At 68.8% G+C, this 23247-nt stretch carries 18 protein-coding genes; 14 read left to right on the top strand and 4 right to left on the bottom strand.

The window, feature by feature from the left end:
• Positions 1–232: 232 nt before the first annotated feature.
• The 3 genes from WMF27_RS24300 (at position 233) to WMF27_RS24310 (ending at position 4421) form a co-directional block, all read left to right on the top strand.
• Positions 233–892 (top strand): RNA polymerase sigma factor, encoded by a 660-nt coding sequence (locus tag WMF27_RS24300; RefSeq protein ID WP_437766496.1) that lies wholly within the window; start codon positions 233–235, stop codon positions 890–892.
• A 450-nt stretch (positions 893–1342) separates the two neighbouring features.
• Entirely contained in the window at positions 1343–2794 is a 1452-nt protein-coding gene (locus WMF27_RS24305) for a DUF1592 domain-containing protein (RefSeq protein WP_437943016.1), read from the top strand.
• A 64-nt stretch (positions 2795–2858) separates the two neighbouring features.
• Positions 2859–4421, top strand: a complete 1563-nt coding sequence (locus WMF27_RS24310) for a DUF1552 domain-containing protein (protein ID WP_437943017.1) — start codon at positions 2859–2861, stop codon at positions 4419–4421.
• Between the two features lie 65 nt (positions 4422–4486).
• Here WMF27_RS24310 and WMF27_RS24315 read toward each other — a convergent pair whose 3' ends face one another.
• A complete protein-coding gene (locus WMF27_RS24315) occupies positions 4487–5275 on the bottom strand; it encodes an SDR family NAD(P)-dependent oxidoreductase (protein WP_437943018.1) in 789 nt (262 codons plus the stop codon).
• 337 nt (positions 5276–5612) lie between these two features.
• Here WMF27_RS24315 and WMF27_RS24320 point away from each other — a divergent pair, with 337 nt between their 5' ends.
• Positions 5613–6563 (top strand): STAS domain-containing protein, encoded by a 951-nt coding sequence (locus tag WMF27_RS24320; protein WP_437766492.1) that lies wholly within the window; start codon positions 5613–5615, stop codon positions 6561–6563.
• Between the two features lie 272 nt (positions 6564–6835).
• On the top strand, positions 6836–8251 hold the full coding sequence (locus WMF27_RS24325; protein ID WP_437766491.1) for a pectate lyase family protein: 1416 nt from the start codon (positions 6836–6838) through the stop codon (positions 8249–8251).
• A gap of 34 nt (positions 8252–8285) precedes the next feature.
• Here WMF27_RS24325 and WMF27_RS24330 read toward each other — a convergent pair whose 3' ends face one another.
• From WMF27_RS24330 to WMF27_RS24340, 3 genes are read right to left on the bottom strand one after another with little or no spacing between them, the layout of a single operon-like run.
• Positions 8286–9305: a hypothetical protein gene (locus WMF27_RS24330; protein ID WP_437766490.1), complete on the bottom strand. Its 1020-nt coding sequence runs from the start codon at positions 9303–9305 to the stop codon at positions 8286–8288.
• A 3-nt stretch (positions 9306–9308) separates the two neighbouring features.
• On the bottom strand, positions 9309–10607 hold the full coding sequence (locus WMF27_RS24335) for a FecR domain-containing protein (RefSeq protein WP_437766489.1): 1299 nt from the start codon (positions 10605–10607) through the stop codon (positions 9309–9311).
• Positions 10604–11239, bottom strand: coding sequence for an RNA polymerase sigma factor (locus WMF27_RS24340; protein WP_437943019.1), 636 nt, complete (start codon positions 11237–11239; stop codon positions 10604–10606). The genes WMF27_RS24335 and WMF27_RS24340 overlap by 4 nt, the downstream gene beginning before the upstream one ends.
• 136 nt (positions 11240–11375) lie before the next feature.
• Between WMF27_RS24340 and WMF27_RS24345 the strand changes: the two genes are divergently transcribed.
• The 9 genes from WMF27_RS24345 to WMF27_RS24385 all read left to right on the top strand — a co-directional run bounded on the left by WMF27_RS24345 (position 11376) and on the right by WMF27_RS24385 (position 23227).
• Positions 11376–13109, top strand: a complete 1734-nt coding sequence (locus tag WMF27_RS24345) for a pectate lyase family protein (RefSeq protein WP_437766487.1) — start codon at positions 11376–11378, stop codon at positions 13107–13109.
• A gap of 244 nt (positions 13110–13353) precedes the next feature.
• Positions 13354–14328 (top strand): GAF domain-containing protein, encoded by a 975-nt coding sequence (locus WMF27_RS24350; RefSeq protein ID WP_437766486.1) that lies wholly within the window; start codon positions 13354–13356, stop codon positions 14326–14328.
• Positions 14325–14522, top strand: a complete 198-nt coding sequence (locus tag WMF27_RS24355) for a hypothetical protein (RefSeq protein WP_157906899.1) — start codon at positions 14325–14327, stop codon at positions 14520–14522. Before WMF27_RS24350 ends, WMF27_RS24355 begins: the two co-directional genes overlap by 4 nt.
• A gap of 774 nt (positions 14523–15296) precedes the next feature.
• Positions 15297–19418 (top strand): amino acid adenylation domain-containing protein, encoded by a 4122-nt coding sequence (locus WMF27_RS24360; protein WP_437766485.1) that lies wholly within the window; start codon positions 15297–15299, stop codon positions 19416–19418.
• 28 nt (positions 19419–19446) lie between these two features.
• The gene (locus WMF27_RS24365) at positions 19447–20394 is read left to right on the top strand and encodes a pseudouridine-5'-phosphate glycosidase (protein WP_437766484.1); all 948 of its coding nucleotides are present in this window, start codon (positions 19447–19449) and stop codon (positions 20392–20394) included.
• 26 nt (positions 20395–20420) lie between these two features.
• The gene (locus WMF27_RS24370) at positions 20421–21092 is read left to right on the top strand and encodes an HAD family hydrolase (RefSeq protein ID WP_437769812.1); all 672 of its coding nucleotides are present in this window, start codon (positions 20421–20423) and stop codon (positions 21090–21092) included.
• Between the two features lie 9 nt (positions 21093–21101).
• Entirely contained in the window at positions 21102–21575 is a 474-nt protein-coding gene (locus WMF27_RS24375) for a DMT family transporter (protein WP_437766483.1), read from the top strand.
• Between the two features lie 3 nt (positions 21576–21578).
• On the top strand, positions 21579–22025 hold the full coding sequence (locus tag WMF27_RS24380) for a DMT family transporter (protein WP_437766482.1): 447 nt from the start codon (positions 21579–21581) through the stop codon (positions 22023–22025).
• Positions 22025–23227 carry a questin oxidase family protein gene (locus WMF27_RS24385; protein ID WP_437766481.1) on the top strand — a complete coding sequence of 401 codons (1203 nt, stop codon included), beginning with the start codon at positions 22025–22027 and terminating at the stop codon, positions 23225–23227. Before WMF27_RS24380 ends, WMF27_RS24385 begins: the two co-directional genes overlap by 1 nt.
• The last annotated feature ends 20 nt before the right edge of the window (positions 23228–23247 follow it).

Genomic DNA, 23247 nt, shown 5'->3' on the forward strand with positions numbered 1-23247 from the left:
GTGAGCTCAATCAAATTGCCCGCGGCTGGAATCGCAGTCCTGGCCAGAAGCAACCTTTGTACAGCAGCGATTACAGCTGCGGTTCATCTGTTGATATAGCATCGCTTTGTCAGAAATGTCTCCCTCGCCCCGCCCCTGACGCACGGCGCTGTCATGTTGAAACCCGGCCCCCTGAAGGGGCCATTCATGCCGCACTCTTGAGAGGTCGAGCCAGGAACGGGTGAGATGTTCCATGCGGATTGCAACTCCTCTCGAAGGGCGAGCTCGGAGCCGTGGATTCGGACGAGCGAGCCTCGCTCCGTCGACGCCTCCGCCCACCGACGCGGTCTCCGCGGCCGGCGCGCAGGCCGCGCCGCTCGCCTTCGTCGAGGTGTACGCGCAGCTCTTTCCCTTGGTCTTTCGGACCGTGCGCCGCCTCGTCGTGGACGCCTCCGCGCACGAGGACGTGTGTCAGGAGGTGTTCGCCGTCGTGCACCGGCGGCTCCCGGAGTTCCGGGGCCACTCGTCGCTGAAGACGTGGGTCTTCGGGATCGTGGTCAACGTCGTGCAGGCGCACCGGAGGTCGCAGCGCCGCCAGAGCCCGGCCCACCGCGGGACAGGAGAGATCGTGGATCCCGAGCAGGTCGCGGGGCCGAGCGACCTCAGCCCCTACGAGGCCATGAAGAGGGCGGAGGCCGCGCGCGTGGTGCACGACCTCCTGGCGTCGCTCGACGAGGAGAAGCGCGTGGTGCTCCTCCTCGCCGAGCTCGAAGAGCTTCCGGCGTCGGAGATCGCGCAGGGGATCGGGGTGAACATCAACACCGTGTATGCGCGGCTGAGGGCCGCTCGACAGGCGTTCTCCGACGCGGTGCACCGCCACCACGCCAGGATCCGAGGAGGCCGCCATGGGTGAGAGGGGGGCCGGCGCGCGGGCGCTCCTGAGCGCCCTTTGCGACGCGGACGAGCTGGCCGGCGAGGACAGGCGGCGGATGCGCGCGGCCGCGGAGGGAGCGCGCTGGCCGAGCGCAGGTCGAGCAGGCGCTCGCCCGACGCCGCTCGCCGCCGACCCTGGATTCATACGACCCACCGCGATCTTCACGGCCATGCCCGCACCCGGTCGATTTGATCACGAAAACGGTGTGCTCCGGTCACAAGACAGACCTGCCGATTCCATACGAGGGAGCCGACAATGACCTTCAGATTGGACCGAGTGTTCGCGAGTCCCTGGATCGCTGCCGGGGGATGCCTCCTGAGCATCTCGTGCACTGGCGCCCTCGGGGACGATGGCCCTCCGGAGCAGACTCCGGGGCAGACCCCGGACCAGGGTGCCGCCATCGCTGTAGACAGGATGCCTCTCCACCACATGACAGCGTCGGAGTACAACTCCACCGTCGCCCACCTCCTGGGAACGAGCCTGCGGCCCGCGGACGGTTTCCCGGCCTTCGGCGCGAAGGGCTTCGACGCAAACGTAAATGCGCTCTCGAACCTCTCGCTGGTCCTGGTGCAGGGGTATTACGACGCCGCCAGGACGCTCGCCGAGGACGCGTTCTCGGACGAGGCGCAGCGCGCCAAGATCCTCGTGTGCGACCTGGCGGAGGGCGCGGACGACGGGTGTGCGCGCGAGATCATCGAGCGCTTCGGGCTGCGCGCGTTCCGGCGCCCGCTCGACGCGGCGGAGGTCGACCGGTACGCGGCGCAGTACGACGACGCGCGGACCACCCTCGAGATGTCCCCCGTCGAGGCGGCGCAGCACGTCGTCCGGACCGTGCTCACGTCGCCGCATTTCCTCCTCCGGATCGAGCTGGGCCCCGACTCGGCGAGATCGCCGGGCGCCCTCAACGGCTACGAGGTCGCGTCGCGCCTCTCGTACCTGCTCTGGAGCTCGCTCCCGGACGACGAGCTCTTCGACGCGGCGGAGGACGATCAGCTGGCCACCGAGGGCGAGCTCGAGCAGCAGGTGGACCGCATGCTGGCCGACCCGAAGAGCGCCGCCTTCTTCCAGAACTTCTACGGGCAGTGGCTCGGGACCCGCACGCTCCCCAGCCACAACGCCGACACGAGCCAGTTCCCGAACTGGGACGATGAGCTGAAGGGCGCGATGCTCGACCAGGTCAACGAGTACTTCGCCAGCTTCACGACCGGCGGGCGGCCGTGGTCCGAGTTCCTCACGGCGCCCCACCCGGAGAGCCGGCTGATCGAGCCGCTCTATGCGAACGACCCGGAGGGCGTGCGCGAGGGGTTCCTCACGCTCCCAGCGTTCCTGACGCTGTCGTCCCGCGCCGACCGGACCTCTCCCACGTCCCGCGCGAAGACGATCTTGGAGCAGCTCTTCTGCGCGCCCATGGTGCCGCCCGCCAACGTGGATATCCCGGAGCTCGGCGCCGCGGACGGGGAGGCGGGCGGCGTCACCAACGTGCGCAAGGAGCTCGAGAAGCACCGTGCGTCGCCCGACTGCGCGGGCTGCCACGACGTGCTCGACCCGATCGGGCTGAGCCTGGAGAACTTCGATCCGATCGGCGCCTACCGGACCCAGTACCCGAACGGCGACCCGATCGACGCGACGGGGGTGTACGAGGGCGCGGCGTTCGAGGACATCTCCGGCCTCGTGCCGGCGCTCATGGAGGCCGCCCGGACGGGGACGTGCCCCTCCGAGCAGCTCTTCAGCTATGCCCTGCGCCGGCGCCCGAGCGCCGGGGACAGGACCAGGATCAAGGAGATCGCCGCGCGCTGGGGCGGCGGCACGATCGCGGATCTGGCGAAGCAGGTGGTGACCAGCGAGGCGTTCCGCCTTCGAGCGAAGGACAAGGCGCAGTGAGGCCGCACGCGTTGTTTCTGCACAAGACGAGGCACGAAGGAGCGATGCGCACATGAAACGCTTGATGACACGCAGAAATTTGTTGCGCGGCGCGGGCGTCTGCCTGGCGTTGCCGTTTCTCGAGAGCCTCGCGCCGCGCAGCGCGCGCGGCGGGGAGCCCGGCACCCCGAAGCGCTTCTTGCTCTGCACCTTCCCGAACGGGGCGCCCCATCACTGGTGGGAGACGGCCCCGGCGTTCGGAAAGACGCTGAAGGGCGCCGATTTCAAGCTGCCGAGGGTGCTCGAGCACTTCGCGCCGGTGAAATCGAAAATGCTCATGATAAGCCGCCTCGGCAACTACACGTGGAGCACGGAGCAGCACCCCTACATCGAGCCTTCCCACTCGCGCCTCGGCGCGGCGCTCTCGACCTGCGTGGACGCCGATCAGCTGGGGAGGGAGGCGCGCCAGGACCTCGGCGAGTGGGTGGGCAACGGCGTCTCGGTCGACCAGCTCATCGTCCAGAAGGCAGGCCCGGAGCAGGCGACCCGCATCCCGTCGCTGCAGACGGGGCTCGGCGTCAAGCCCGGCTTCTTCGACCAGCGCAGCTACGCCTACAATCAGGTCCTCTCCTGGAAGAGCCCGCGCGAGCCGCTGAAGCGCTCGGTCAACCCGAAGGCGGTGTTCGACGCGCTCGTCGGCGCGGGCGCGGCGGGGTCCGTGCCAGGGCAGAGCGACGAGGAGGCCAGGATCGAGGCGGAGCGCCGCGCCGCGATGGAGAAGAGTGTCATCGACGGCGTGCTGGCGGACGCGAACTCGCTCATGAACCGGGTCGGCTCCGACGATCGCAAGATCGTCCAGCAATACCTGGACTCGCTGCGCGAGATCGAGAAGAACGCGACCCGCGTCCAGTCGACGATGACCCCGCAGACGGGCCTGGGCTGCAGCCCGATCAGCCAGCCCGGCGTGGTCCCCGAGCCGCCGGGCCAGGCGGAGGGGCTCAACGAGAACGACAACACGGGAGCCGGTCCGTACAAGCACGAAGATCACGCGAAGGTCATGATCGACCTCATCGTCATGGCCATTCAATGCGACGTGACGCGCGTGATCACCCACATGCACGACGACATGCGCTCCGAGTTCGAGTACCGGTGCATCCCGGAGGACGTCCGCGCCAAGGTGGGGCTCGCGTACAGGAGAGAGGCCAGCCTGCACTACCACTCCTCCCAGCACGCCGCCGGCAACCTCGACCGCGCGACCCAGAACGGCCAGTACAAGATCATCGCGCAGAGCAACCTCGACTACGCGGCGATCAACTGCTGGCTCAACCAGAAGAGCGCGCAGCTCGCGCAGCGGCTCGACGCGATCCCCGAGGGCGACGGCACGGTGCTCGATCACTGCGTCATGGTGCACATGAGCGAGATGCGGTCGCACGACCACGACGGGTACGACCTGCCCATCGTGCTCCTCGGCGGCGACGGCGTCTTCTTGAACGACGCGCACATCGCCTACGGCGCCCTCGGCAGCGATCGCCAGCTCCGCGATCTGTGGTTCACCATCATGAACCAGTACTACGGCCTGGGCGTCTCGTCGTTCGGCGAGGATCGCCGCGGCGTGAAGAACGCGCTCCTCGAGGAGATCCTGCGGTAGCGCGGTGACCAGCGCGAGCGGGCTCTTCGGGGCTCTCTCGTTACGCAGATCCTCCGCGCTCGCTCCTACGGCCCGTAGCCAGGCAGCAGATGAGCCCGCGCCGACGCGGCGACCCGCGCCTCGAGGAAGGCCGGAAAGAGCCCGGCGAGCCGCAAGAGAAGCCGATAGACGGGGCTCCCCGCGAATTGCCGGGGCGCCCGATCGACGGCGCGGAGCAGCTCCTTCGCCGTGTACTCGACAGGCAAGCTCACCACGCCGTCGAAGCGGGTGCCACGGCCGCACGCCGTGTCGGTGTGGGGCGCCACGAACACGACGACCTTGATGCCGAAGCGGCCCACCTCGCCTCGGAGCGCATGCGACCACGCGCCGAGCGCCGCCTTCGTCGCCGAATAATTGGCCGCCGTCGGCGACGCGATGACCCCGAGCAACGACGAGACGTTCACGATGACGCCCGAGCGGCGCACCAGCATCGCCGGCAGCAGCGCGCGCGTCACCCGCACCGCACCCCAGTAATTGAGATCCATCTCGGCGCGTCGCGTGCTCATGTCCTGCGCCATGAAATCCGTCTGGTCGCAGGAACCTGCGTTGTTGATCACGACGTCGCACGGCCCCGCCTCGAGGAGCCGCGCGATCCCGCGCTCGACGCTCCCGTCGTCCGTGACATCCATCGGGACGACCTCGGCCCGCCCGCCCGCGCCAGCGATCTCGCGGGCGAGCGACCTCAGCGCGTGCTCGTCGCGCGCAGCGAGCACCACCGTGTGTCCCTGCTTGCCGAGCGCGAGCGCGGCCGCGCGTCCGATCCCGCGCGACGCGCCGGTGACCAGGATTCGTTTGGAAGTGCTCAGTGTGCCCATGGTGTCCCCTACCATCCTCTCCAAGGTGGACCGGGCCGTCCGGTCACCAAACACCGTACGGCGGGTGGGACCTGCGCCGCATCTCCGGGGCTGCGGATGAGTTCTCCTGGCTTGCTGTGGGCTCATGGTTCAACAAGGAGGACAACGGCGCTGCGTAGGCAAGCCGACAACTGCGATGAGGACGTCCCAGCCTGGCTTTCCAGTAGATCGAGGACCGTTCTCTCGCTTATAGTTCATCGCGCCTCGGGGACACGGCGGCTCGCAGGAACACGTTTTGTGGTGCTGTGCGCCGCGCAGGGGCGAGCGTGAGACAACAAGCGAGCATGAGGGAAGCGCCATGAGCATGGATGGCCGACTCGATCCGAGCGACGCATCGGCGCTGCGGGAGCGCGTCGTCCGCCTGGAGCAGGCGCTGGCCCAGCGCGAGCGCGAGCTGGCCGAGCACAGGCGGGAGATCCAGGCGCTGCACGAGCGCGAGGCGCAGCTCCTCAAGATCGAGGCGGCGCAGAAGCGGCTCGCCGCTGTGGCGGAGAACAGCTCGGATTTCATCGGCATCGCCTCGTTGGACGGCGTCGCCCAGTACCTCAACGAGGCGGGGCTGCGGCTCGTCGGCCTCGAGGCGAGCGAGCTGCCGCGCGTGACGATTGGCAGCTTCTTCTTCCCCGACGACCTCCCTTATATCGAGCGGCACATCATGCCCGCGACGATGGAGCACGGCCGCTGGGTCGGGGAGTTCAGGTTCAGGCACTTCAAGACCGGGGCCGCGGTTCCGGTCCTTTACAACTCCTTCCTGATCAGGGACCCGGAGACAGGGGAGCCCATGGCGCTGGCGACCGTGACGGCGGACCTCACCGAGCGCAAGCGGGCCGAGGAGGAGCGCGTCCGCCTGAAGGACGAGGTGATCCGGGTCCAGGCCGCTACCCTCCGCGAGCTGTCGACCCCCCTGCTTCGCATCAGCGATCGGGCCGTCATCATGCCGCTCATCGGCGTGATGGACTCGAGCCGCGCCGCGGCGGTCCTCGAGCGGCTGCTCCAGGGCGTCAGCGCCGAGCAGTCCAAGGTGGTGATCCTCGACATCACGGGCGTATCGAACGTGGACTCACAGGTCGCCGACGCGCTCATCCGGACGGCGAAGGCCGTACGCCTGCTCGGCGCGCAGATGGTCCTCACCGGTATCCGCCCGGAGGTCGCGCAGATCCTCGTGGCGCTCGGCGTCGATCTGGGCAGCGTCGTCACGATGGGCTCGCTCCAGAGCGGCATCGCGTTTGCGATGAGCCAGCAGCGCTGAGCTCGGCGCGCCCGCCTCCGCTGAGCCCGGTGGCAACACTGCCAGGACGTTCGCGGCGTCGCGTGCGACCCAGCACGCCATCCCGCGCCGCGGGTGACGATTTCTGAAAGGTGAGCAGGGGCTCGATCAACTCCGGGCGCATGAAGACCTGGGCGCGATGCCCGCCAGGCCGGGCGAGCATCTCTTGGCTGTCACTTCTTGTTCTGGGTGCGGCCGCGTGGGCCTGTTCTGGGACACCGCACGACGGCTCCGGGAGCGGCGGAGCTCCCTCGATGGATCCTGCTGGCGCGGGCGGAGCGACGCCGGGCGGAGAGGCATCGGGCAGCGACGCCGCATCCGGGGTGACGACGGGAGCTGGAGGGGCCGGCGGCGCGCCAGGCCCGGGCGCGGGCGGCGGTGCACCGAGCCCGGGCGCGGGCGGCGGCGCACCGAGCGCGGGTGCGGGCGGCGGCGCCGGGACGGGCGGGTCGGGCACCGTCGAGTTCGGGGCCTTCCCCGGCGCCGAGGGATTCGGGCGGCTGGCCACCGGCGCCCGCGGCGGCGACGTCTACCATGTCACCAACCTGAACGATGCGGGGCCCGGCTCCCTGCGAGATGCCATCAGCCAGCCGAATCGCACCGTGGTCTTCGACGTCGGCGGCGTCATCAAGCTCGACTCCCGCCTGGTGTTCAAGAACAACCAGACGATCGCCGGACAAACAGCGCCCGGCGGCGGCATCACCCTCTACGGGAACGGCACGTCCTTCTCCGGCGCGTCGAACACGATCGTTCGCTACGTGCGGTTTCGCATGGGCAAGATCGGCGACTCCGGCAAGGACACCGTCACCATGGCCAACGGGCACGATGTGATCTGGGACCATTGCTCCCTCAGCTGGGGGCGCGACGGCACCTTCGATCTGAACCGGGAGAGCGGGGCGGAGCTCTACAACATCACGCTTCAAGATTCGATCGTCGCTCAGGGGCTCCAGACCCACAGCACGGGCGGCATCGTCAACACGACCGGCACATCGATCATCCGGTCCTTGTACATCGACAACAATTCCCGTAACCCCAAGGCCCGCGGGACGCTGCAGTTCGTCAACAACGTCGTCTACAACTGGGTCACCTCGGGGTACATCCTGGGCGACACGAGCGGGCGCTCGGACGGGGCGATGGTCGGCAACACGCTGATCCCCGGCCCGGAGACGAAGGGTGGCACCCTGGACAGCCCCACGCCCGAGTACCACCTCTATGCCGTCGACAACTGGTACGACAGCAACAAGGACGGTGTCCTGAACGGCCGCCTGCTCGGCCAGGGAGACTTCGGCTCGGTGACCTGGGAGACGGCGCCGAGCGTCGAGGTTCCCGAGGTGCCCGCGATGAGCGCAGAGGACGCCTTCGACCACGTGATGGAGCACGCCGGGGCGTCTCTCTGGCGTGACGCGGTCGACGACTTCGTCATGGAAGAGCTCGCGTCCCTCGGGGCCGAGGGCGCCACGATCAGCGACGAGAAGAGCCTCGGTCTCCCCAACACCGTTGGAGAGATCCCGGGGGGCTCTGCGCCCACGGACACGGATCAGGACGGGATGCCCGATGCGTGGGAGGTCTCCGCCTCGCTCGATCCTCACGACCCCGAGGATCGCAATGGCGACCGCAACGGCGACGGCTGGACGAACCTCGAGGAGTACATCAACGCCCTCGTCCCGTGACGCCTCGTGGACGCGCGCGCCTCGCCATGCTCCCTCAGAACGAGACCCCCAGGCTGAGCGCGCCGAGGGCCTGAGCGATGAGCGGAGCGGAGCGCGCTTCATCGACGGCGATGATGGGGCGCGGCAGGAGCGTCAGACAGGTGAGCTCGAGACCGAGGCCCACGCTCGGATGAAAGAAGTACTGGACGCTCAGCCCCGCGTCCGCGGCGAAGCTGAAGAACTCCTCGCTGCGCCCCACGAGCGGCGGCTCGACATGGCCGGTGGCCTGGAGGTGGTAGGCGCCGACGCCAAGGAGCGGCCCCCATTCCCAGTGAAGACCGGCAGCCGTTTGCCCGAGGTTCCAGCTGGCCCGGAGGAGCGCGAGCTCCTGGCGCACCCGGGCGGCGCCGCCTGCTGCACGGAACTCGGCGCCAAAGAGGGGACCGCCGAGGAGCAGGCCGAGACGGAAGCGCTCGTCGAGGCGGGTGTGCGCCTCGATCTGCGCGCCGACGCCGCCCCCCACCGGAGGCGTGAAGAGGACGAGCCCTCCCGTGCGCACGTGAAAGCGAGGCGGCTCCCGGGAAAAGCGGAGCACCTCGGGGGCGGGCGGCCGGGCCTCGACGCCGAGCACGTCCCGAGCGGGAGCCTGGCCCGGGCCCAGCTCGAGGAGGCTTGCGCGCAGGAGATCGACGGCGCGCACCGCGAGGAGCATCGGGCCGTCGCTGGAGGGATCGATGAGGAGCTTGCGCGTGGTCGTCTTGCCGGTCACGCGGTCCACGATGCACACCTCGGCGGCCGTGCCGCTCCCGTCGCGCCGCAGCGCAACAGCCGCGAAGGCCTCGCTCTCCTGCGCCTCGCGCTCGAGCTCCTCGGCCCCGGGCGATCGCGCGGCGCTCCCGAGCACGATGACCTCGAAGGACTGGAGCGCCAGCTCGGCAGAGAGCCGCCCGAAGGCCTCGAAGAGCGTTGCATCGCGCGGGTCCGGCCGGACGACGAGCACGCGCTGCGCCCACGCCGCTCGAGGGCAGACGAGCAGCAGGAGCAGGACGAGGAGCGTTCGCGCCCGCCGGACCATGGATCAGGGCTGAGCGGCGAGCTGTCGAGCCGTCTTGGCGTGGACCCCGATCGGATAGAGGCGCAGGTACTCTTGCGCCACCACGCGCGCGGCGGCCGGTCCTTCGAGGCTCTGGATCGTGCGCATCTTCCCCGCGAGCGCTTCGGCGGCGAAGGCGCCGCCCGGCGCCTCGCGAAGGGCCGTCTCGTACCAGGTCCTGGCGCGCGCGGCGGCGCCGCGGCTCTCGTGAAGGCGCCCGAGCAAGAAGGCCGCGCGGCTCCCCGCGGTCGATGCGTAGCGCGAGCGCAGGGCGAGCAGGGCCTGCTCGGCGAGCTCGTTCTGCCCCACGTAGCGAGCGGCGTCGGCCAGGGCGTTCAAGTCGGCGGCATCACAGGAGGTGAGACAGCTCTGCGTGCCCCGCGCCGCGGCCTCCTGGACGACACGCCGGAACTCGCCCTGGGAAACGAGCTTGCTCCAGGGTGGTTTGGCGCTCGGCGGGGCGACCAGGGCCGCCGGGGTTTCAGCAGAGCTCGGCGCCGGGGGAACAGCGGGCTCCGGCGGCGGTGCCGCGACCTCGGCGAGCTGTCCCTGCGCCGCGGGAGGCGCGGGCTCGGAGCCTTGCGCCGCCGTGTCGGGGCCCTGCGCCGCCGTGTCGGGGGCTTGAGCCGTCGTGTCGCTGACGTGCAGGGTCCTCGCCTGAGCGTCCCCCACGAAGCGCTGCCCCGCGCGCACGCTCACGGCGCCAGAGCCGGAGTAGCCCTCCACCTCGACCGCCCCCTCGCGCAGGATCACCTCGAGCCGCTCGCGGTCAGCGTCCCAGAGGAGCTCGAAGCGCGTGCCCACCACGCGGACGACGAAGGGACCCGCGACGAAGCGCCAATCGCTGTGCCCGGTGTGCGTGACCTCGGCTTCGACCCGGCCGCGTTCGACCGAGATGCGGGCGCCACGCTCGTTCCTGGGCTCGTCGATACGAAGCCGCGTCCCTGCAGCGGCCCGGATCCGCGTCTGATCGGAGAAGGTGATGGCGGCCGGGTGATCGACCGGTACGCGCACATAGCCGCTCTCGTTCACCGCGCCCTCGACGACGTAATCGAGACCTCGCTCCGTTCGCCAGAAGAAGAAAACGCCCATCAGCACGCTCGCGGCGAGGGCGAGCGGAGCCACCCAGCGAACGACCACCCGCGCGTTCCTCGAGCGCGCCTGCTCCTCGTCGACACGGCGCAGGAAGGCGGCGCGCGCCTCGCGGCGCTCCGGCTCGCTCAGCTGAGCGGCTCTCTGCAGGAGGGCCGCGACGGGATCGAGCTGTCGTTCGGGTTCGCTCATGGCCGAAATCCTTCACACCGGGACAGGAACTCCTGGAGGGCTGGCTCGCGCGCCTTGAGCAAGAACGCGCGCGCGCTCTCGAGCTCACGGCGCACCGTCGACTCGGACACGCCGAGCGCCGCGGCCGTCTCGAGCATGTCGAGGCCTTGCACGTGGCGCAGCACGAAGGCCATGCGCCGGCGCGTGCTCAGCTTGTCGAGCACGCGGTGGAGGGCGCTGAGCACCTCGCGATGCTCGAAGTCGACGCGCTCGAGGGCGCGCTCGGGGAGCTCTCCGCTCGGGGAAAGGCCCACCCAGCGGCGTATCTTGCGCTTCCGTATCTCGAGCGCTGCCTGCCGCGCCGCCACGGACGCCAGATAGCCACGGAGGGCCCCCCCGTCCTGGATGCGCGCGGCCCCCTGGATCAGGCCCAGGAAGACCTCCTGGACCAGGTCTTCGAGGCTCGTGTCGGGACCGAGGGCGCCATACAGCACACCTCGCACGAGACCCGAATACCTGTCCCAGATGACGGCGAGGGCCTCCCGCTCTCCGGCGGCGGCGCCTGCGACCAGGCTCGCGTCCGACCGCTTGTCGGCGGGGAAGCGGGCCAAGGTGGATCCGGGCGGCGGGGCGGAGCGCGTGGGTTGAGCCACTCTCTCCTAGTTACTTGGGGGCGTCCCGAGCCTCCAGAAAAATTCGCCCGCCGCCAGGACGCTAGATCGGAGCAGGTGACTCGGAGCATTTGGGTTGCGCTCCCGGGCGTCGCCCCGCAGCTTTGCCCTGTTCGCCATGCGCCTCTCCTGCCGCACCTGGCTCCTCCGAGTCGCCGCGCTCTCGGCCTTGGCCTGGGGGCTCTCCTGCGAGGATCAGCTCATCCAGACGGCCACCCGACCTCGGGGGAACGCGGGTGTCGGCGGCAGCTCTCCCCCCCTCACGGAGCTCGCCTGCGACGGCGAGCCGCCCGCGGCGGAGCTCCCTCCGGGGGCCGCCTTCGGAGAGGGAGAGGAGCTCGCGAGTTCGCTGCTCGTCAGCGCGAGCTACGGGGCGCTCGAGGGCCCCGGTCTCTCCATCACGGCGCGCGATACCTTCCGCGTCTACGTCAACGGGGATCTCATCGCCGCGAGCGAGTCGGCGCGCGCTCCGATCTTCGTGCCCCTCTCCTTGCTTCCGGGAGAGAACGTGATCGCCGTGAGCGTTCATGCCGCAGCGGGGACCCCCGCGGCGCTCGTCCACCTCGACGAGCTCGAGCGCAGCCATGAGAGCGGCAGCGACTGGAAGCTGAGCGCCGCGCCGGAAGGGGACTGGACCGCGCCCGGCTACGACGACAGCGGCTGGACGGCGGCGCGCGAGCTGGGGAGCGCTGGAGATCTGCCGGGCTGTGATCCCGAGGCGGTTTTCCCCTCGAGCACGGCGGCTCGCTGGATCGGGCCCGCGCTCGGGACGAGGGGGCCCATCGCCCTCCGAAAAGTGATACGGATCGAGCCGATCGGCTTTGGCGAGGGCACAACGGGGGGCGCGGGGGCGAAGCCCGTGCTCGTCTCGAGCTGGACCGAGCTCGAGAGCCTCGCCCGCTCGGACGAGCCGGCTGTGCTCTTGCTCGCCGAAGGCGTTCACGACTTCCGCCGCCAGGGATCGGAGGTCCAAAACATCGAGGTCTGTCCCAGCGCCTGCTCGGAGGAGCCCGAGAAGACGTTCTATGAGGTCCTCACCGGGGACGCGACCTGCGAGCGTCCGCTCGTCGGGGCGACGCGGAACCATCGCATCGTCCCGTTCGGTTCCAACAAGACCCTCGTCGGGCTCGGGCGCGGCGCGGCGCTGCCGGGCGTGAACATGGATCTCAACCAGAGCGAGAACGTGATCATCCGCAACCTCGCCCTCTACGATCTGAACTCGAACGTGCACGAAGCGGGCGATGCGTTCACGCTGACGCAAGCCTCCAGGGTCTGGATCGATCACGCGACCGTCCAACGGATCAGCGACGCCTTCGCCGACGTCCACGCGGGCACGAGCGGGGTCACCTTCTCCTACGGCCACTTCGACGGCAGCAACGAGGCCGAGTGCGGCGGCCGCGAGCGCTGGGCCTGCACGATCACCGACGCCGAGGTGACGATGCACCACTGTCGCTTCGATGAAGTGAGGACGCGCGCCCCCCTCGCCACCGGATCCCGAGCGCGCGCCCACCTCTTCAACAATGTGTTCTCGAACATCTCGGACTGGGCGGTCGGCGCCGCCTGTGAGGGGCAGCTGCTGCTCGAGGCGAGCGTGTTCGAGAACGCCGAGGCAGCGACGCGGCGCTCGGACTGCAGCGACGGGACGGGCCGGGGACTCCTCCTGGCCGTCCCTGGCTCGAACCTCTACCGCGACGAGAGCGGCGTTCACCTGGGCGGCGACGGGGAGCCGGCCGATGCCGTCTTCACGCCCCCCTACGACTACGCGCCCGAGCGGGCGAGCGACGCGTTGCCCCAGGTGATCTCTCGCGCCGGCGCCGGAGGGCCCTGGGCGCTGCCGCTCGCGCGCGAGTAACACGAGGCGCGATCACGCTGCGCGCGGACATCGCCCTGATACGACCCGACGCCGCGGTGGTCGCCTTGGACGTCCGGGGAGCGTCTCGGCGGGATCACTCATTCATTCATTCAGGAACACGCCCCAGGGAAAACGCTCGCGGGGGCACCTCGAGGCGCCGGGTTGCGGTAAGGTCGTGGGCCGGGCGCAGGCATGGCGGCGCTCGCGGTTGAGCCCGCCCTGTCGCCCCGGCAAGAGCACCCCCATGGCCGATTTGAACGATCCCGCGCGCCTCGCCGAGCTGCACCACGTGCTGCTGCGCGACGACGCGGACGCCATCCTGGACGCCTGCGTCGAGCGGGCGGCCGAGCTCGCCCGGACGCCGATGGCGCTCGTGAGCCTGGTGGTCCGACACATCCAGCTGTTCCGCGCGCACCGCGGCCTGCCGCCCGACCTGGGCGTCAGCTGCGCGACCTCACGGAGCAGCTCGTTCTGCCAGCTCGTGGTGCGCCACGAGCAGCCGCTCGTGGTCGAGGACGCCGTTCACGACGAGCGCGTGCCCAAGGAGCTGGTGGAGCGTTACGGCATCCGCGCGTACGCGGGTGTGCCGGTGCGGGTGCGCCGGCATGTGGTCGGCTCGCTCTGCGTGATCGACCTCGTCCCGCGCAGCTTCGAGCCGGGCGTCGTCGAGGGCCTCCATCGGCTCGCCGCCGAGGCCGGCGCGCGGCTCGAGGCGCTGGAGAGCGACACGCCGCCGCCGAACCGCACCGCGAGGGAGCGACTCGCCCGGTTCGGGCAGACCGCGCGTGCGCTGGAGGGCGCGCTCATGGCCATCGCGCCCGTGATCACCGAGGCGCAGCGCGCGGCGGCGACGCTGCCGGAGTCGCCGCAGGTCGCGCCGAGCCAGGACGATCTGCGCGCGGCGGTCGACTGCTACCGGGACATGTTCGCGATCGCGGCCGAGCTCGCCGACGACGCCATGGCCCTCTCGCGCTCCGCTCCGGCCGAGGCCGCGTCCGAGCTCGCCCAGGCGACGCGGTCCCTCACGCGGGACATGGTCGAGATCAGCCCGCTCGTCCGGCTCGCCGAGAGCGTGCTCGGGGGCACGCTCGACGAGGGCGCCGCCGCGAGGGCAACGCACGTCGTGCGGGACGCGTTCGCGGCGCACGAGACCGCGACCGCCGCGGTGCGCCGGATCATCACCACCGTCGAGCGCGCGCGGACAGCGGAGGCGTGGTGAAAGGCCGAGCGTACCAGCTGCTCCGCTCCTGTCTCGGCGACAAGGACCCTCCGAACGCGCGCGACGCGTTCATCTATGCGCGGGTCATCATGCGCGCGCGCGTCGTGCCCGAGGAGATCACGCCGACGCTCGACGACCCCGCCATCGAGCGCCGGCTGGAGAGCGCGCTGCAAGACATCGTCCGCCGCGCGTAGCGAGGGGCCGCCGGCCCCTCGCGCCGGCAGGGGCCGAGGGCCGCGCTCCTTTGCCGGTGCTCCTCTGGCATGATCGCGACGGCCGAGGCTGGAGCCGAGGGCGCCGCATGCAACGCTTGCCGGCACCCCTTGCCATTCAGGCAAAGATTGGCACCCGTGGAAGGCCAGCGGCCCGGCAAGCGCTGGGTCCCGCAGAGGCGCCAGCTGCCATGATCCGGAGGAAGTCCTCCTTCGCGCCCACCTGGACCCGGTAGAAGCCGCACCGCCGGGACGCCTGTCTCTCGCTCGATTCCTCATACTCCGAGAGAGGAGCGGCCCTCGCGATCTGCACGGTCGTGCAGCACGCGGCGCAGCGGCGACACGCGCCGCCCAGGCGCGCCAGGCGTACTTGCGCAACGGGTTGCCCGACCACGCAGCGCGCTCACGCAATGCGCTGCCCGAACACGCGGCCGGGCGGTCGCCTCGCTGACGGGTCGAGATCGTGAGGGCGCGAGAAGCCGGACGTAATCTCGGTCGTCCCTGCGACGCCTCCGCTGCCGCAGCACGCCGCGACGGCATGGCACGCAGTCTGCTGGGGCACGTTCGCGGCGGGGTATCGCGACGATCGCCTGCGGCGCTCCCGACGGCATGCCGAGGGGGACGTGCGCGCATGATCCGTGGTGCTCATCCAGAGGCCAGCGACATCACGTCAAGAGGATGATTGTGAAACAACCCATGATCCGTTCGCCCCGCGCCGTCGCTGACGCGCGGGAGCAGCCAGCGCGACACGCCGCCATGGAAGCAGCCTCCTTCGCAGGGTCGTGCATCACTGACCTGCTCAGGGAGCAGGTCCGGGCGCAGCCGGACAGCGCTGCCGTCGTCCGTGAGGACGAGATCCTGACCTACCGCGAGCTCGCGGCGCGCAGCTCGGATGTGGCGATGTACCTGCGGCGCCTCGGCGTGGCGCTCGACGACTGCGTCGGTCTGTTCGTGGAGCCGTCGATCGACCTGATGGTGGGCGCATGGGGGATCGTCCTCTCTGGCAGCGCTTACCTGCCGCTCTCGCCGGAGTACCCCGAGGACCGACTGCGCTACATGATCGAGGACAGCTGCACCAAGGTCATCTTCTCTCAAGAGGACCTCAAGGCCAGGCTGACCGAGCTCGCCCCGCGAGGCACGAAGATCGTCACCCTGAGAGACGCCGCGGCCCACGGCCGCTCGGACGCGAGCGCCGAGAACCGCGACCTGGGCTCCGGCCTGCGCTCACACAACCTGGCCTACGTCATCTACACCTCCGGCAGCACCGGGAAGCCGAAGGGCGTGATGATCGAGCATCGGAGCATCGTCAACCAGATGGGCTGGCTCCGGACGGCCCATGGGCTGGATCGGAGGCGGGTCGTCCTGCAGAAGACGCCCATGAGCTTCGACGCGGCCCAGTGGGAGATCCTGGCGCCCGCCTGCGGCAGCACCGTCGTCGTGGGCAGCCCTGGCGTGTACCGGGACCCGGAGCGGCTGATCGAAACCATCATCAGGCACCGCGTGACGACGCTACAGTGTGTTCCGACCCTGCTCCAGGCCCTCCTGGACACCGAAGCGCTCCACCGCTGCGACTCGCTCACGCAGGTCTTCAGCGGCGGAGAAGCCCTGTCCAGGAGCCTCGCGCTCCGGTGCCTCGAGGTGCTGCCCGGGTGCGAGCTGGTCAACCTGTACGGCCCGACCGAATGCACCATCAACTCGTCCGCGTTCACGGTCGATCGCCGCACGGTTCACGACGGCCCCAGCACGATCTCCATCGGCGCTCCCGTGCACGATACGCAGTACCATATCCTCGACGAGCGCCGGTCGCCCGTGGTCTTGGGCGAGATCGGCGAGCTCTACATCGGCGGAGCCCAGCTCGCACGAGGGTACCTGAACCGGCCCGACCTGACCGCCGAGCGGTTCATCGACGACCCGTTCCAGGCGGATGGCCGGCGCGCGAAGCTCTACAGGACCGGCGATCTCGCGTACTGGAACGCCGACGGCACCGTCCAGTTCGCTGGCCGGGCCGACAACCAGATCAAGCTGCGCGGGTTCCGGGTCGAGCTCGACGAGATAAGGCTGGCCATCGAGCTGCACGACTGGGTCAAGCACGCGGCGGTCACGGTCAAGAACGATCCCCGCACCGGCTTCCAGAACCTGATCGCCTTCGTCGAGCTGAACCCGAGAGAAGCAGCCCTGATGGACCAGGGCCATCACGGCGCCCACCACGCGTCGAAGGAGAGCAAGCTCCAGGTCAAGGCGCAGCTGTCGAACTCGGGATGCCGGGACCCCCGGGAGATCCGCGGCAAGGCGGTCTTCGACCTGCCCGGCCGAACGCCGACCCGGGAGCAGAGACAGCAGGTGTTCGCGCGCAAGACCTATCGATTCTTCGACGGCGAGGGCGTCACGAAGGCCGACATCCTGCGCCTGCTCGGCCGGCGGGCCGGCCAGAGGCTCGCGGGCGCCCACGCCCGAAGCCTGGAGGCGCTGAGCTTCGCGGAGCTCGGGGAGATTCTGCGGTACTTCGGGCAGTTCCTGAGCGCGGAGCGCCTGCTGCCGAAGTACGGCTACGCGTCGCCAGGAGCGCTGTACGCGACGCAGATGTACTTCGAGCTGGACAATCTATGCGGCCTGAAGTCCGGAGTTTATTACCACCATCCTGTTCACCACCAGCTGTTCCTCCTACGAGAGAAGCTCGCCTCCACGGCGGCGCAGGCGAGGGTGCATTTCGTCGGAAAGAGGCGGGCCATCGAGTCCACCTACAAGAACAACATTCAAGAAGTCCTGGAGATTGAAGCGGGACACATGGTGGGTCTGTTCGAGGAGATCCTGCCCCGTTATGGGCTGGACATCAAGGAGCTCGACCATGCCCCCGCGACGATGAGCCGCCTGGACTCCGCGGATGAGGACCACTACATCGGCACGTTCGAGCTCGTCCCGCGCGCGGAGCCGCGCCCCGACGACGCGGTCGAGATCTTCGTCCAGGTGCACCCCGGCAAGGTCGCTGACCTTGCCGCGGGTCAGTACCAGTACCGAGATGGCGCCCTCGAGAAGCTATCGGACGAGCTGATCTTGAAGCGGCATGTCATCGCCATCAACCAGCAGGTCTACGAGAGGGCGAGCCTCGGCATCACGGTCATCAGCAGGACCTCCAAGGGCTGGATGAGGTACATCGACCTCGGGAGGAAGCTCCAGCACCTGCAGGCGAACGACATCAACCTCGGGTTCATGTCCTCGGGGTACAGCTCCAAGACCGGGGACGATCTGCCCTCGGCCAAGCGCATGGACAGCATCTTGAAAGCCTGCGGCAGGGCCCCGGGCCCCTCCTACTTCTTCGTCGGCGGGCGCATCAGCGAGGAGCAGGTGCTCAGCGAAGGGATGAAGGAGGACGTCGTTCACATGAAGGGGCCCGCGGAGATGATCCGGGACGACCTGGGGAGCTTCCTGCCCGACTACATGGTTCCGAACAAGGTCATCGTGCTGGACAGGCTGCCGCTCACAGCCAACGGGAAGATCGACCTCAAGGCGCTGGACCGCGTCAAGGTGGAGCTCGCCGATCGGCCCTTCGTGGCGCCTCGAACGGAGACCGAGGCGCGCATCAAGCAGCTCTGGCTCAAGGAGATGAAGCAGGACGAGGTCTCTGTGCGAGATGATTTCTTCGAGTCCGGAGGCAATTCGCTCATCGCCGTCGGACTGGTGAGCAAGATCAACAGGGCGTTCCAGACCTCCCTGCCGCTGCAAGTCCTGTTCGGGTCGCCGACCATCGAGAAGCTCGCGCTCGTGGTCGACGGCGCGGGCGTCGAGCCAGCATCACGGCTCGTGCGGCTGCAAACGAGAGGCGCGGGGAACCCCGTCTACTGCTGGCCGGGCCTCGGCGGTTACACCATGAACCTGAGGCTGCTCGCGCGCAAGATGGGCGCCGATCGACCCCTGTACGGCGTGCAGGCTCACGGGATCAACGAGGGCGAGATCCCTTACCCCACCCTCCAGCAGATGGCCGCAGAGGACATCAAGGTCATCCGGCGACTTCAGCCCGCTGGGCCCTACACGCTGTGGGGGTATTCGTTCGGCGCTCGTGTCGCCTTCGAAGCGACTCATCAGCTCGAGCGTGCTGGCGAGCGGGTGGAGCACCTGTTCTTGATCGCCCCAGGGTCGCCGAAGGTTCGGGCGAAGAGCGCCTCGACGTGGGGCAGCGAGCCCACCTACGACAACAAGGAATATGCGACGATCCTCTTCTCGGTATTCGCCGGCAGCATCACCGACCCCGCGCTCGCCGAGTGCCTTGAGGTCGCCAGAGACGAGGAGAGCTTCGCGTCGTTCATCGCCAGGAGATTCACGGGCCTCGATCCGGAGCTGGTGAAGCGGGTCATCCGGATCGTGCATCAAACCTATGAGTTCAAGTACACCATCTGCGAGCTCGTGGAGCGGCGCATCCGCGCGCCCGTGACGATCTTCAGGGCGCGGGGAGACGACCGGTCGTTCATCGAGAGCATCGAGGGCATCGAGGGACATGATAGCTGCTCGACGAGCGCCTCGACCTTCATCGATCTCGACGCCGACCATTATGGCCTGCTCAAAGAGCCGGGCATCGACGAGCTGATCGAGCAGATTCACCGCCAACTTCGCGCCGACGCGAAGCCCGAACACAACACCGAAGCCATGGAGGACATCCGCATGCCCCACGTCAACATCAAGCACTTCCCCGTCTCACTCAGCGAGCAGCAGCAGGCCGATCTGGTCGCGGCGATCACCGACGCGGTAAGGAGCGCGTTCCGGTGCCACGAGGACGCGATCTCGATCGCGCTCGAGCCGGTCGAGAGGGCAGACTGGAACGAGAAGGTCTACCTGCCGCAGATCGTGAAGCGCAAGGAGCTGCTGTGCAAAGCCCCCCAATATTGACCTCTCTGCTGCGAGCATAGCGATCACAATGAGCCGCAATCGACACACCAACGTACCGCTCTCGCTCAGCGAGGAGGTCTCTGACGCCATCCGGGACGGCGCGCCGGTGGTGGCGCTGGAGTCCAACGTCATCACGCACGGCTTGCGCTATCCGGAGAACGTCGCCACCGCCAGGAGGGTGGAGCAAGCCGTCCGGGCCGCCGGCGCCGTTCCGGCGACAATCGGCATCGACGGCGGTCGGCTCATGATCGGCATGACGGCGGCGGACATGGAGCGCTTCGGCGCGACGCCGGGCATCCCCAAGGTCAGCAGCCGAGATATGTCCGTCATCCTGGCGACGGGCGGGATGGGCGCCACGACCGTCGCGTCCTCGCTGGTCGCGGCGGAGCTGGCGAGCATCCCGTTCTTCGCCTCGGCGGGCATCGGAGGCGTGCACCGCGGCGCGGAGCGGACGATGGACATCTCCTCCGATCTGATCCAGCTCACCCGATCGAAGGTCGCGGTCGTTTGCGCAGGGGCGAAGAGCATTCTCGATCTGGCCTTGACCATGGAGTACCTAGAGACGCACTGCGTGCCCTTGATCGCCTACAGGTCCGACGACTTCCCGGCCTTCTACTGCGCTTCCAGCGGGATCCGCAGCCCTCACAGGCTGGATGACGAGGAGGCGATCGCCCGCGCCGTCGAGAATCACTGGGCTCTGGGCAACCAGAGCTCCGTCTTGATCACCAGCCCCGTCAGGGCGGAGGACGCTATCGACGGCCGAGAGGTCGACGCGGCATTGACGAGGGCGACGGCCGCCGCGGAAGGGGACGGAATCCGCGGCAATGCGCTCACCAAATACCTCATGCGCGCCGTCGACGAGGCGACCGAGGGGAGGTCCGCCAAGGCAAACATGGCAGTCCTCGTGAGCACAGCGGAGGTGGCCGGTCGCCTCGCGGCCGCGCACGCGCTATACCGCTGGCGGAAAGGCTCATGATGGTCTCCATCCTTGCGGAAGATACGATGAACCGCGCAGCCATCTTCGATCTGGACGGAACGCTCATCGACTCCCCCCGCGCGATCGTGGAGACGTTCTCGGCGGCCTTCGCGGCGATGGGCCTCCGGGCACGGGATGCCTCCGCCACGCGGGCGACCATTGGGCTCCCGCTCGAGCAGGCGTTCAGCCTGCTGATGGACGTCCCGCGGCATGACGCGCGGGTGGCCGAGGCCATCAGCTGGTACCAGGTCTCGTTCCGCGAGGTCATTCTACCGAAGGCGCGCTCGATGTTGTTTCCTGGGGTCGCGGAGGGCCTGCAGGCGCTGCGCGATGATGGAGTGGCCCTGGCCGTGGCGACCAGCAAGTTCTCGGCGAGCGCCGCTGCGCTGTTGGAGGCGGCGGGGCTTCGTGGCCAGTTCGACCTGGTCGTCGGCGCCGACGAGGTGACGCGGCCGAAGCCGGATCCCGAGATGGGGCAGCTGATCATGCAGACATTAGGGGTCCCGGCCGGGCGCGCGGTGATGGTGGGAGATACGACGCACGACGTGCTCATGGCCAGGGCCGCCGGCATGCGCTCCGTCGCGGTGACCTACGGCGTGCATGGCGTGCAGGAGCTGACGTCGTCCGGCCCGACCTGGATGGCCGACACGTTCGAAGACGTGCTGACGTGCCTGCGAGCGGCGCTGTCGTCGAATTGAACGGTGCTGATGCCCATGAGCGGACGTTCCACAGATTGGTTGCTGGCGGTCGGGGGGGGGCTCCTCCTCGCGTTGATGATCAACACCAACAGCCTCCTGGCGAGACACACCACACCGCTCTTCGCGTCCTGGGCGGCGCATGGGCTAGGGGCCGCAGCGGCGTTCATCCTCGTCGTGCTCCACTCGCGGCTGTCCCGCCCCCGAGGTGGAGACGAGGAGCAGCAGGGGGAGGCGCCGCTCTGGTTCTATCTGGGTGGCATCCCGGGCGCGCTCACCGTGGTGCTGGCGGCGATCACGGTGAACAGCGGCCTCACGCTCTCGGGCACCATTGCCCTCATGCTCGTCGGGCAGGTGCTCTTCGGAATCGTGCTGGATCACTTCGGGCTGCTCCGCACCCCGAAGAGGCGCATCGTCGCCGCAGATTTCCTCGTGGCGCTGCTCGTCTTGGTGGGCAGCGGGCTCATCATCTTTGGACGAGGCTGAGCGATGGTCCTCTATATATTGCTCGCGCTCCTCAACGGCGTGCTCATCGGCATGAGCCGCGCGATGAACGGGCAGCTCAGCGAGCGGCTCGGCCCCTTCAAGGCATCCCTCTGGAATCACGTTCTCGGTTTCCTGTTCCTGACGGCGGTCCTCTCCGTCATGGGCGGCTGGGGGTTCGGTGCCCCCGTCGCTCCGCCGCTCACGGCCTACCTCGGCGGGCTCTTCGGGGCGTTCTTCGTGGCCGTGAACAGCTACGTATTTCCCAGGCTCGGCGCGATGAACGCCGTCCTTCTCGTGATCAGCGGACAGATGATCTCCGCTGTGTTGATAGACTACCAGAGCCAGGGCGTGCCCCCCACGGCGCCCGGATGCCTCGGCGTCGTCCTCGTGCTTCTGGGCGTTCACATGACCAGGGTGGCGCGTTCGCCTCGTCACCAGGACAGATCGTGATGACAAACTCGCAGTTGGTCGATGAGCTGCTGGACGACCGGACCTACCACATCGAATTCAACGGCCACCTCACGAACCATGCAAAGCACGCGGTTGTCGCGCTGGCCGGGCTCGGAGCGCCGCCGACGAAGATCCAGGCATACTACGACAATTACGCGAGGCTGACGCCCTACGGGTACGGCCTGGAAGCGCCCAGGGCGTCGAAGCATGCCATCTCGGCGTCCAACTGGGATAGCTTCCTCGGGAAGCGAACCAGCTTCTCTGCGTATTGCGAGTTCCTGGACCAGCAAGAGGAGCTCTTGGGCATCGACGGGCTGCTGAAACGCTATTTGCTAGCGCTGCTGCCCGGCTGGGTCGGCGCCTTCACGCATGCCACGATCCACCTGGGGTGGGCGCTCGACGCGAACCACCGCCGGATGGCGATAGAAGGCCTGGCGTACATGGCGTTCTCGTACGTCTCGTGCCATCCGGAGAGGGCGGTCACGGCTCCGGCCGGCGGCGCGAGGGGAGAGCGGGCGGTCGACTCGTTGCTCCGCGTCGCGGGGGCGTGGGACGACGATCGCGACGAGCTTCATCGCTGGGTGGAGGCGCTGGTCGCCGACACGGAAGCCGGCGCGGCTCTGGGGATACACCCCGAGCTCTCGCGCTCGGGGCTTCAGTATCGGATCGCCAGGCTGCTTGCCGAAGGGCACCCGCTGATCTACGAAGCCCCGGCCTGGATTGACGACCAGGACGTCTCCACGAGCTGGGAGCAGCTCTTTCACGTGGTGACCCTGCTGTACCTGGCCGAGCCTGGCGACTTCGTCCTCCTTCATCTCATCACGTCGCTGCACGCGATGGAGCAGATCGCCCGCCGCCTTCCGGCGGACCAGGGGAGGTATGTGGTCAAGTGCTTCTGGATAGGCATGCTCTGCATCCTCTTCTCTCGCGCGGACCTTCCGAAGAGGTCCACGCTGGCCAGGCTGCATGCGACGTACGAGGACGCGATCGACTCCGCCGGGCAGCCGCTGGAAGGCGAGGGCTGGGGGCAGATCATCGCGCGAGCGATCGAAGAGGAAGAGGAGCACAACCCCAAGTTGGTGTACGTGCTGCATCGGGTGTGGAAGAGGACCGGTGGTCGCTCGATCTACCGCGCCGCGGCCGCGTGCTTCACCACGACCCCGGAGCTGCCCGAGTCCTTCGAGGAGCCGCCGACGGAGTGAATTCAAGCGTTGGGAGGATC

It is taken from the genome of Sorangium sp. So ce281 (assembly GCF_051527395.1).
Lineage (GTDB): Bacteria > Myxococcota_A > Polyangia > Polyangiales > Polyangiaceae > Sorangium > Sorangium cellulosum_B.

What these genes read in the sequence shown, in the direction of transcription:
- WMF27_RS24380 (WP_437766482.1), top strand. Translation starts at nt 21,579, where the DNA reads ATGGTCCTCTATATATTGCTCGCGCTCCTCAACGGCGTGCTCATCGGC.
- WMF27_RS24305 (WP_437943016.1), top strand. Translation starts at nt 1,343, where the DNA reads ATGACAGCGTCGGAGTACAACTCCACCGTCGCCCACCTCCTGGGAACG.
- WMF27_RS24385 (WP_437766481.1), top strand. Translation starts at nt 22,025, where the DNA reads ATGACAAACTCGCAGTTGGTCGATGAGCTGCTGGACGACCGGACCTAC.
- WMF27_RS24330 (WP_437766490.1), bottom strand. Translation starts at nt 9,305, where the DNA reads ATGGTCCGGCGGGCGCGAACGCTCCTCGTCCTGCTCCTGCTGCTCGTC.
- WMF27_RS24310 (WP_437943017.1), top strand. Translation starts at nt 2,859, where the DNA reads ATGACACGCAGAAATTTGTTGCGCGGCGCGGGCGTCTGCCTGGCGTTG.
- WMF27_RS24335 (WP_437766489.1), bottom strand. Translation starts at nt 10,607, where the DNA reads ATGAGCGAACCCGAACGACAGCTCGATCCCGTCGCGGCCCTCCTGCAG.
- WMF27_RS24345 (WP_437766487.1), top strand. Translation starts at nt 11,376, where the DNA reads ATGCGCCTCTCCTGCCGCACCTGGCTCCTCCGAGTCGCCGCGCTCTCG.
- WMF27_RS24300 (WP_437766496.1), top strand. Translation starts at nt 233, where the DNA reads ATGCGGATTGCAACTCCTCTCGAAGGGCGAGCTCGGAGCCGTGGATTC.
- WMF27_RS24365 (WP_437766484.1), top strand. Translation starts at nt 19,447, where the DNA reads ATGAGCCGCAATCGACACACCAACGTACCGCTCTCGCTCAGCGAGGAG.
- WMF27_RS24320 (WP_437766492.1), top strand. Translation starts at nt 5,613, where the DNA reads ATGAGCATGGATGGCCGACTCGATCCGAGCGACGCATCGGCGCTGCGG.
- WMF27_RS24350 (WP_437766486.1), top strand. Translation starts at nt 13,354, where the DNA reads ATGGCCGATTTGAACGATCCCGCGCGCCTCGCCGAGCTGCACCACGTG.
- WMF27_RS24370 (WP_437769812.1), top strand. Translation starts at nt 20,421, where the DNA reads ATGAACCGCGCAGCCATCTTCGATCTGGACGGAACGCTCATCGACTCC.
- WMF27_RS24360 (WP_437766485.1), top strand. Translation starts at nt 15,297, where the DNA reads ATGGAAGCAGCCTCCTTCGCAGGGTCGTGCATCACTGACCTGCTCAGG.
- WMF27_RS24325 (WP_437766491.1), top strand. Translation starts at nt 6,836, where the DNA reads ATGGATCCTGCTGGCGCGGGCGGAGCGACGCCGGGCGGAGAGGCATCG.
- WMF27_RS24375 (WP_437766483.1), top strand. Translation starts at nt 21,102, where the DNA reads ATGCCCATGAGCGGACGTTCCACAGATTGGTTGCTGGCGGTCGGGGGG.
- WMF27_RS24315 (WP_437943018.1), bottom strand. Translation starts at nt 5,275, where the DNA reads ATGGGCACACTGAGCACTTCCAAACGAATCCTGGTCACCGGCGCGTCG.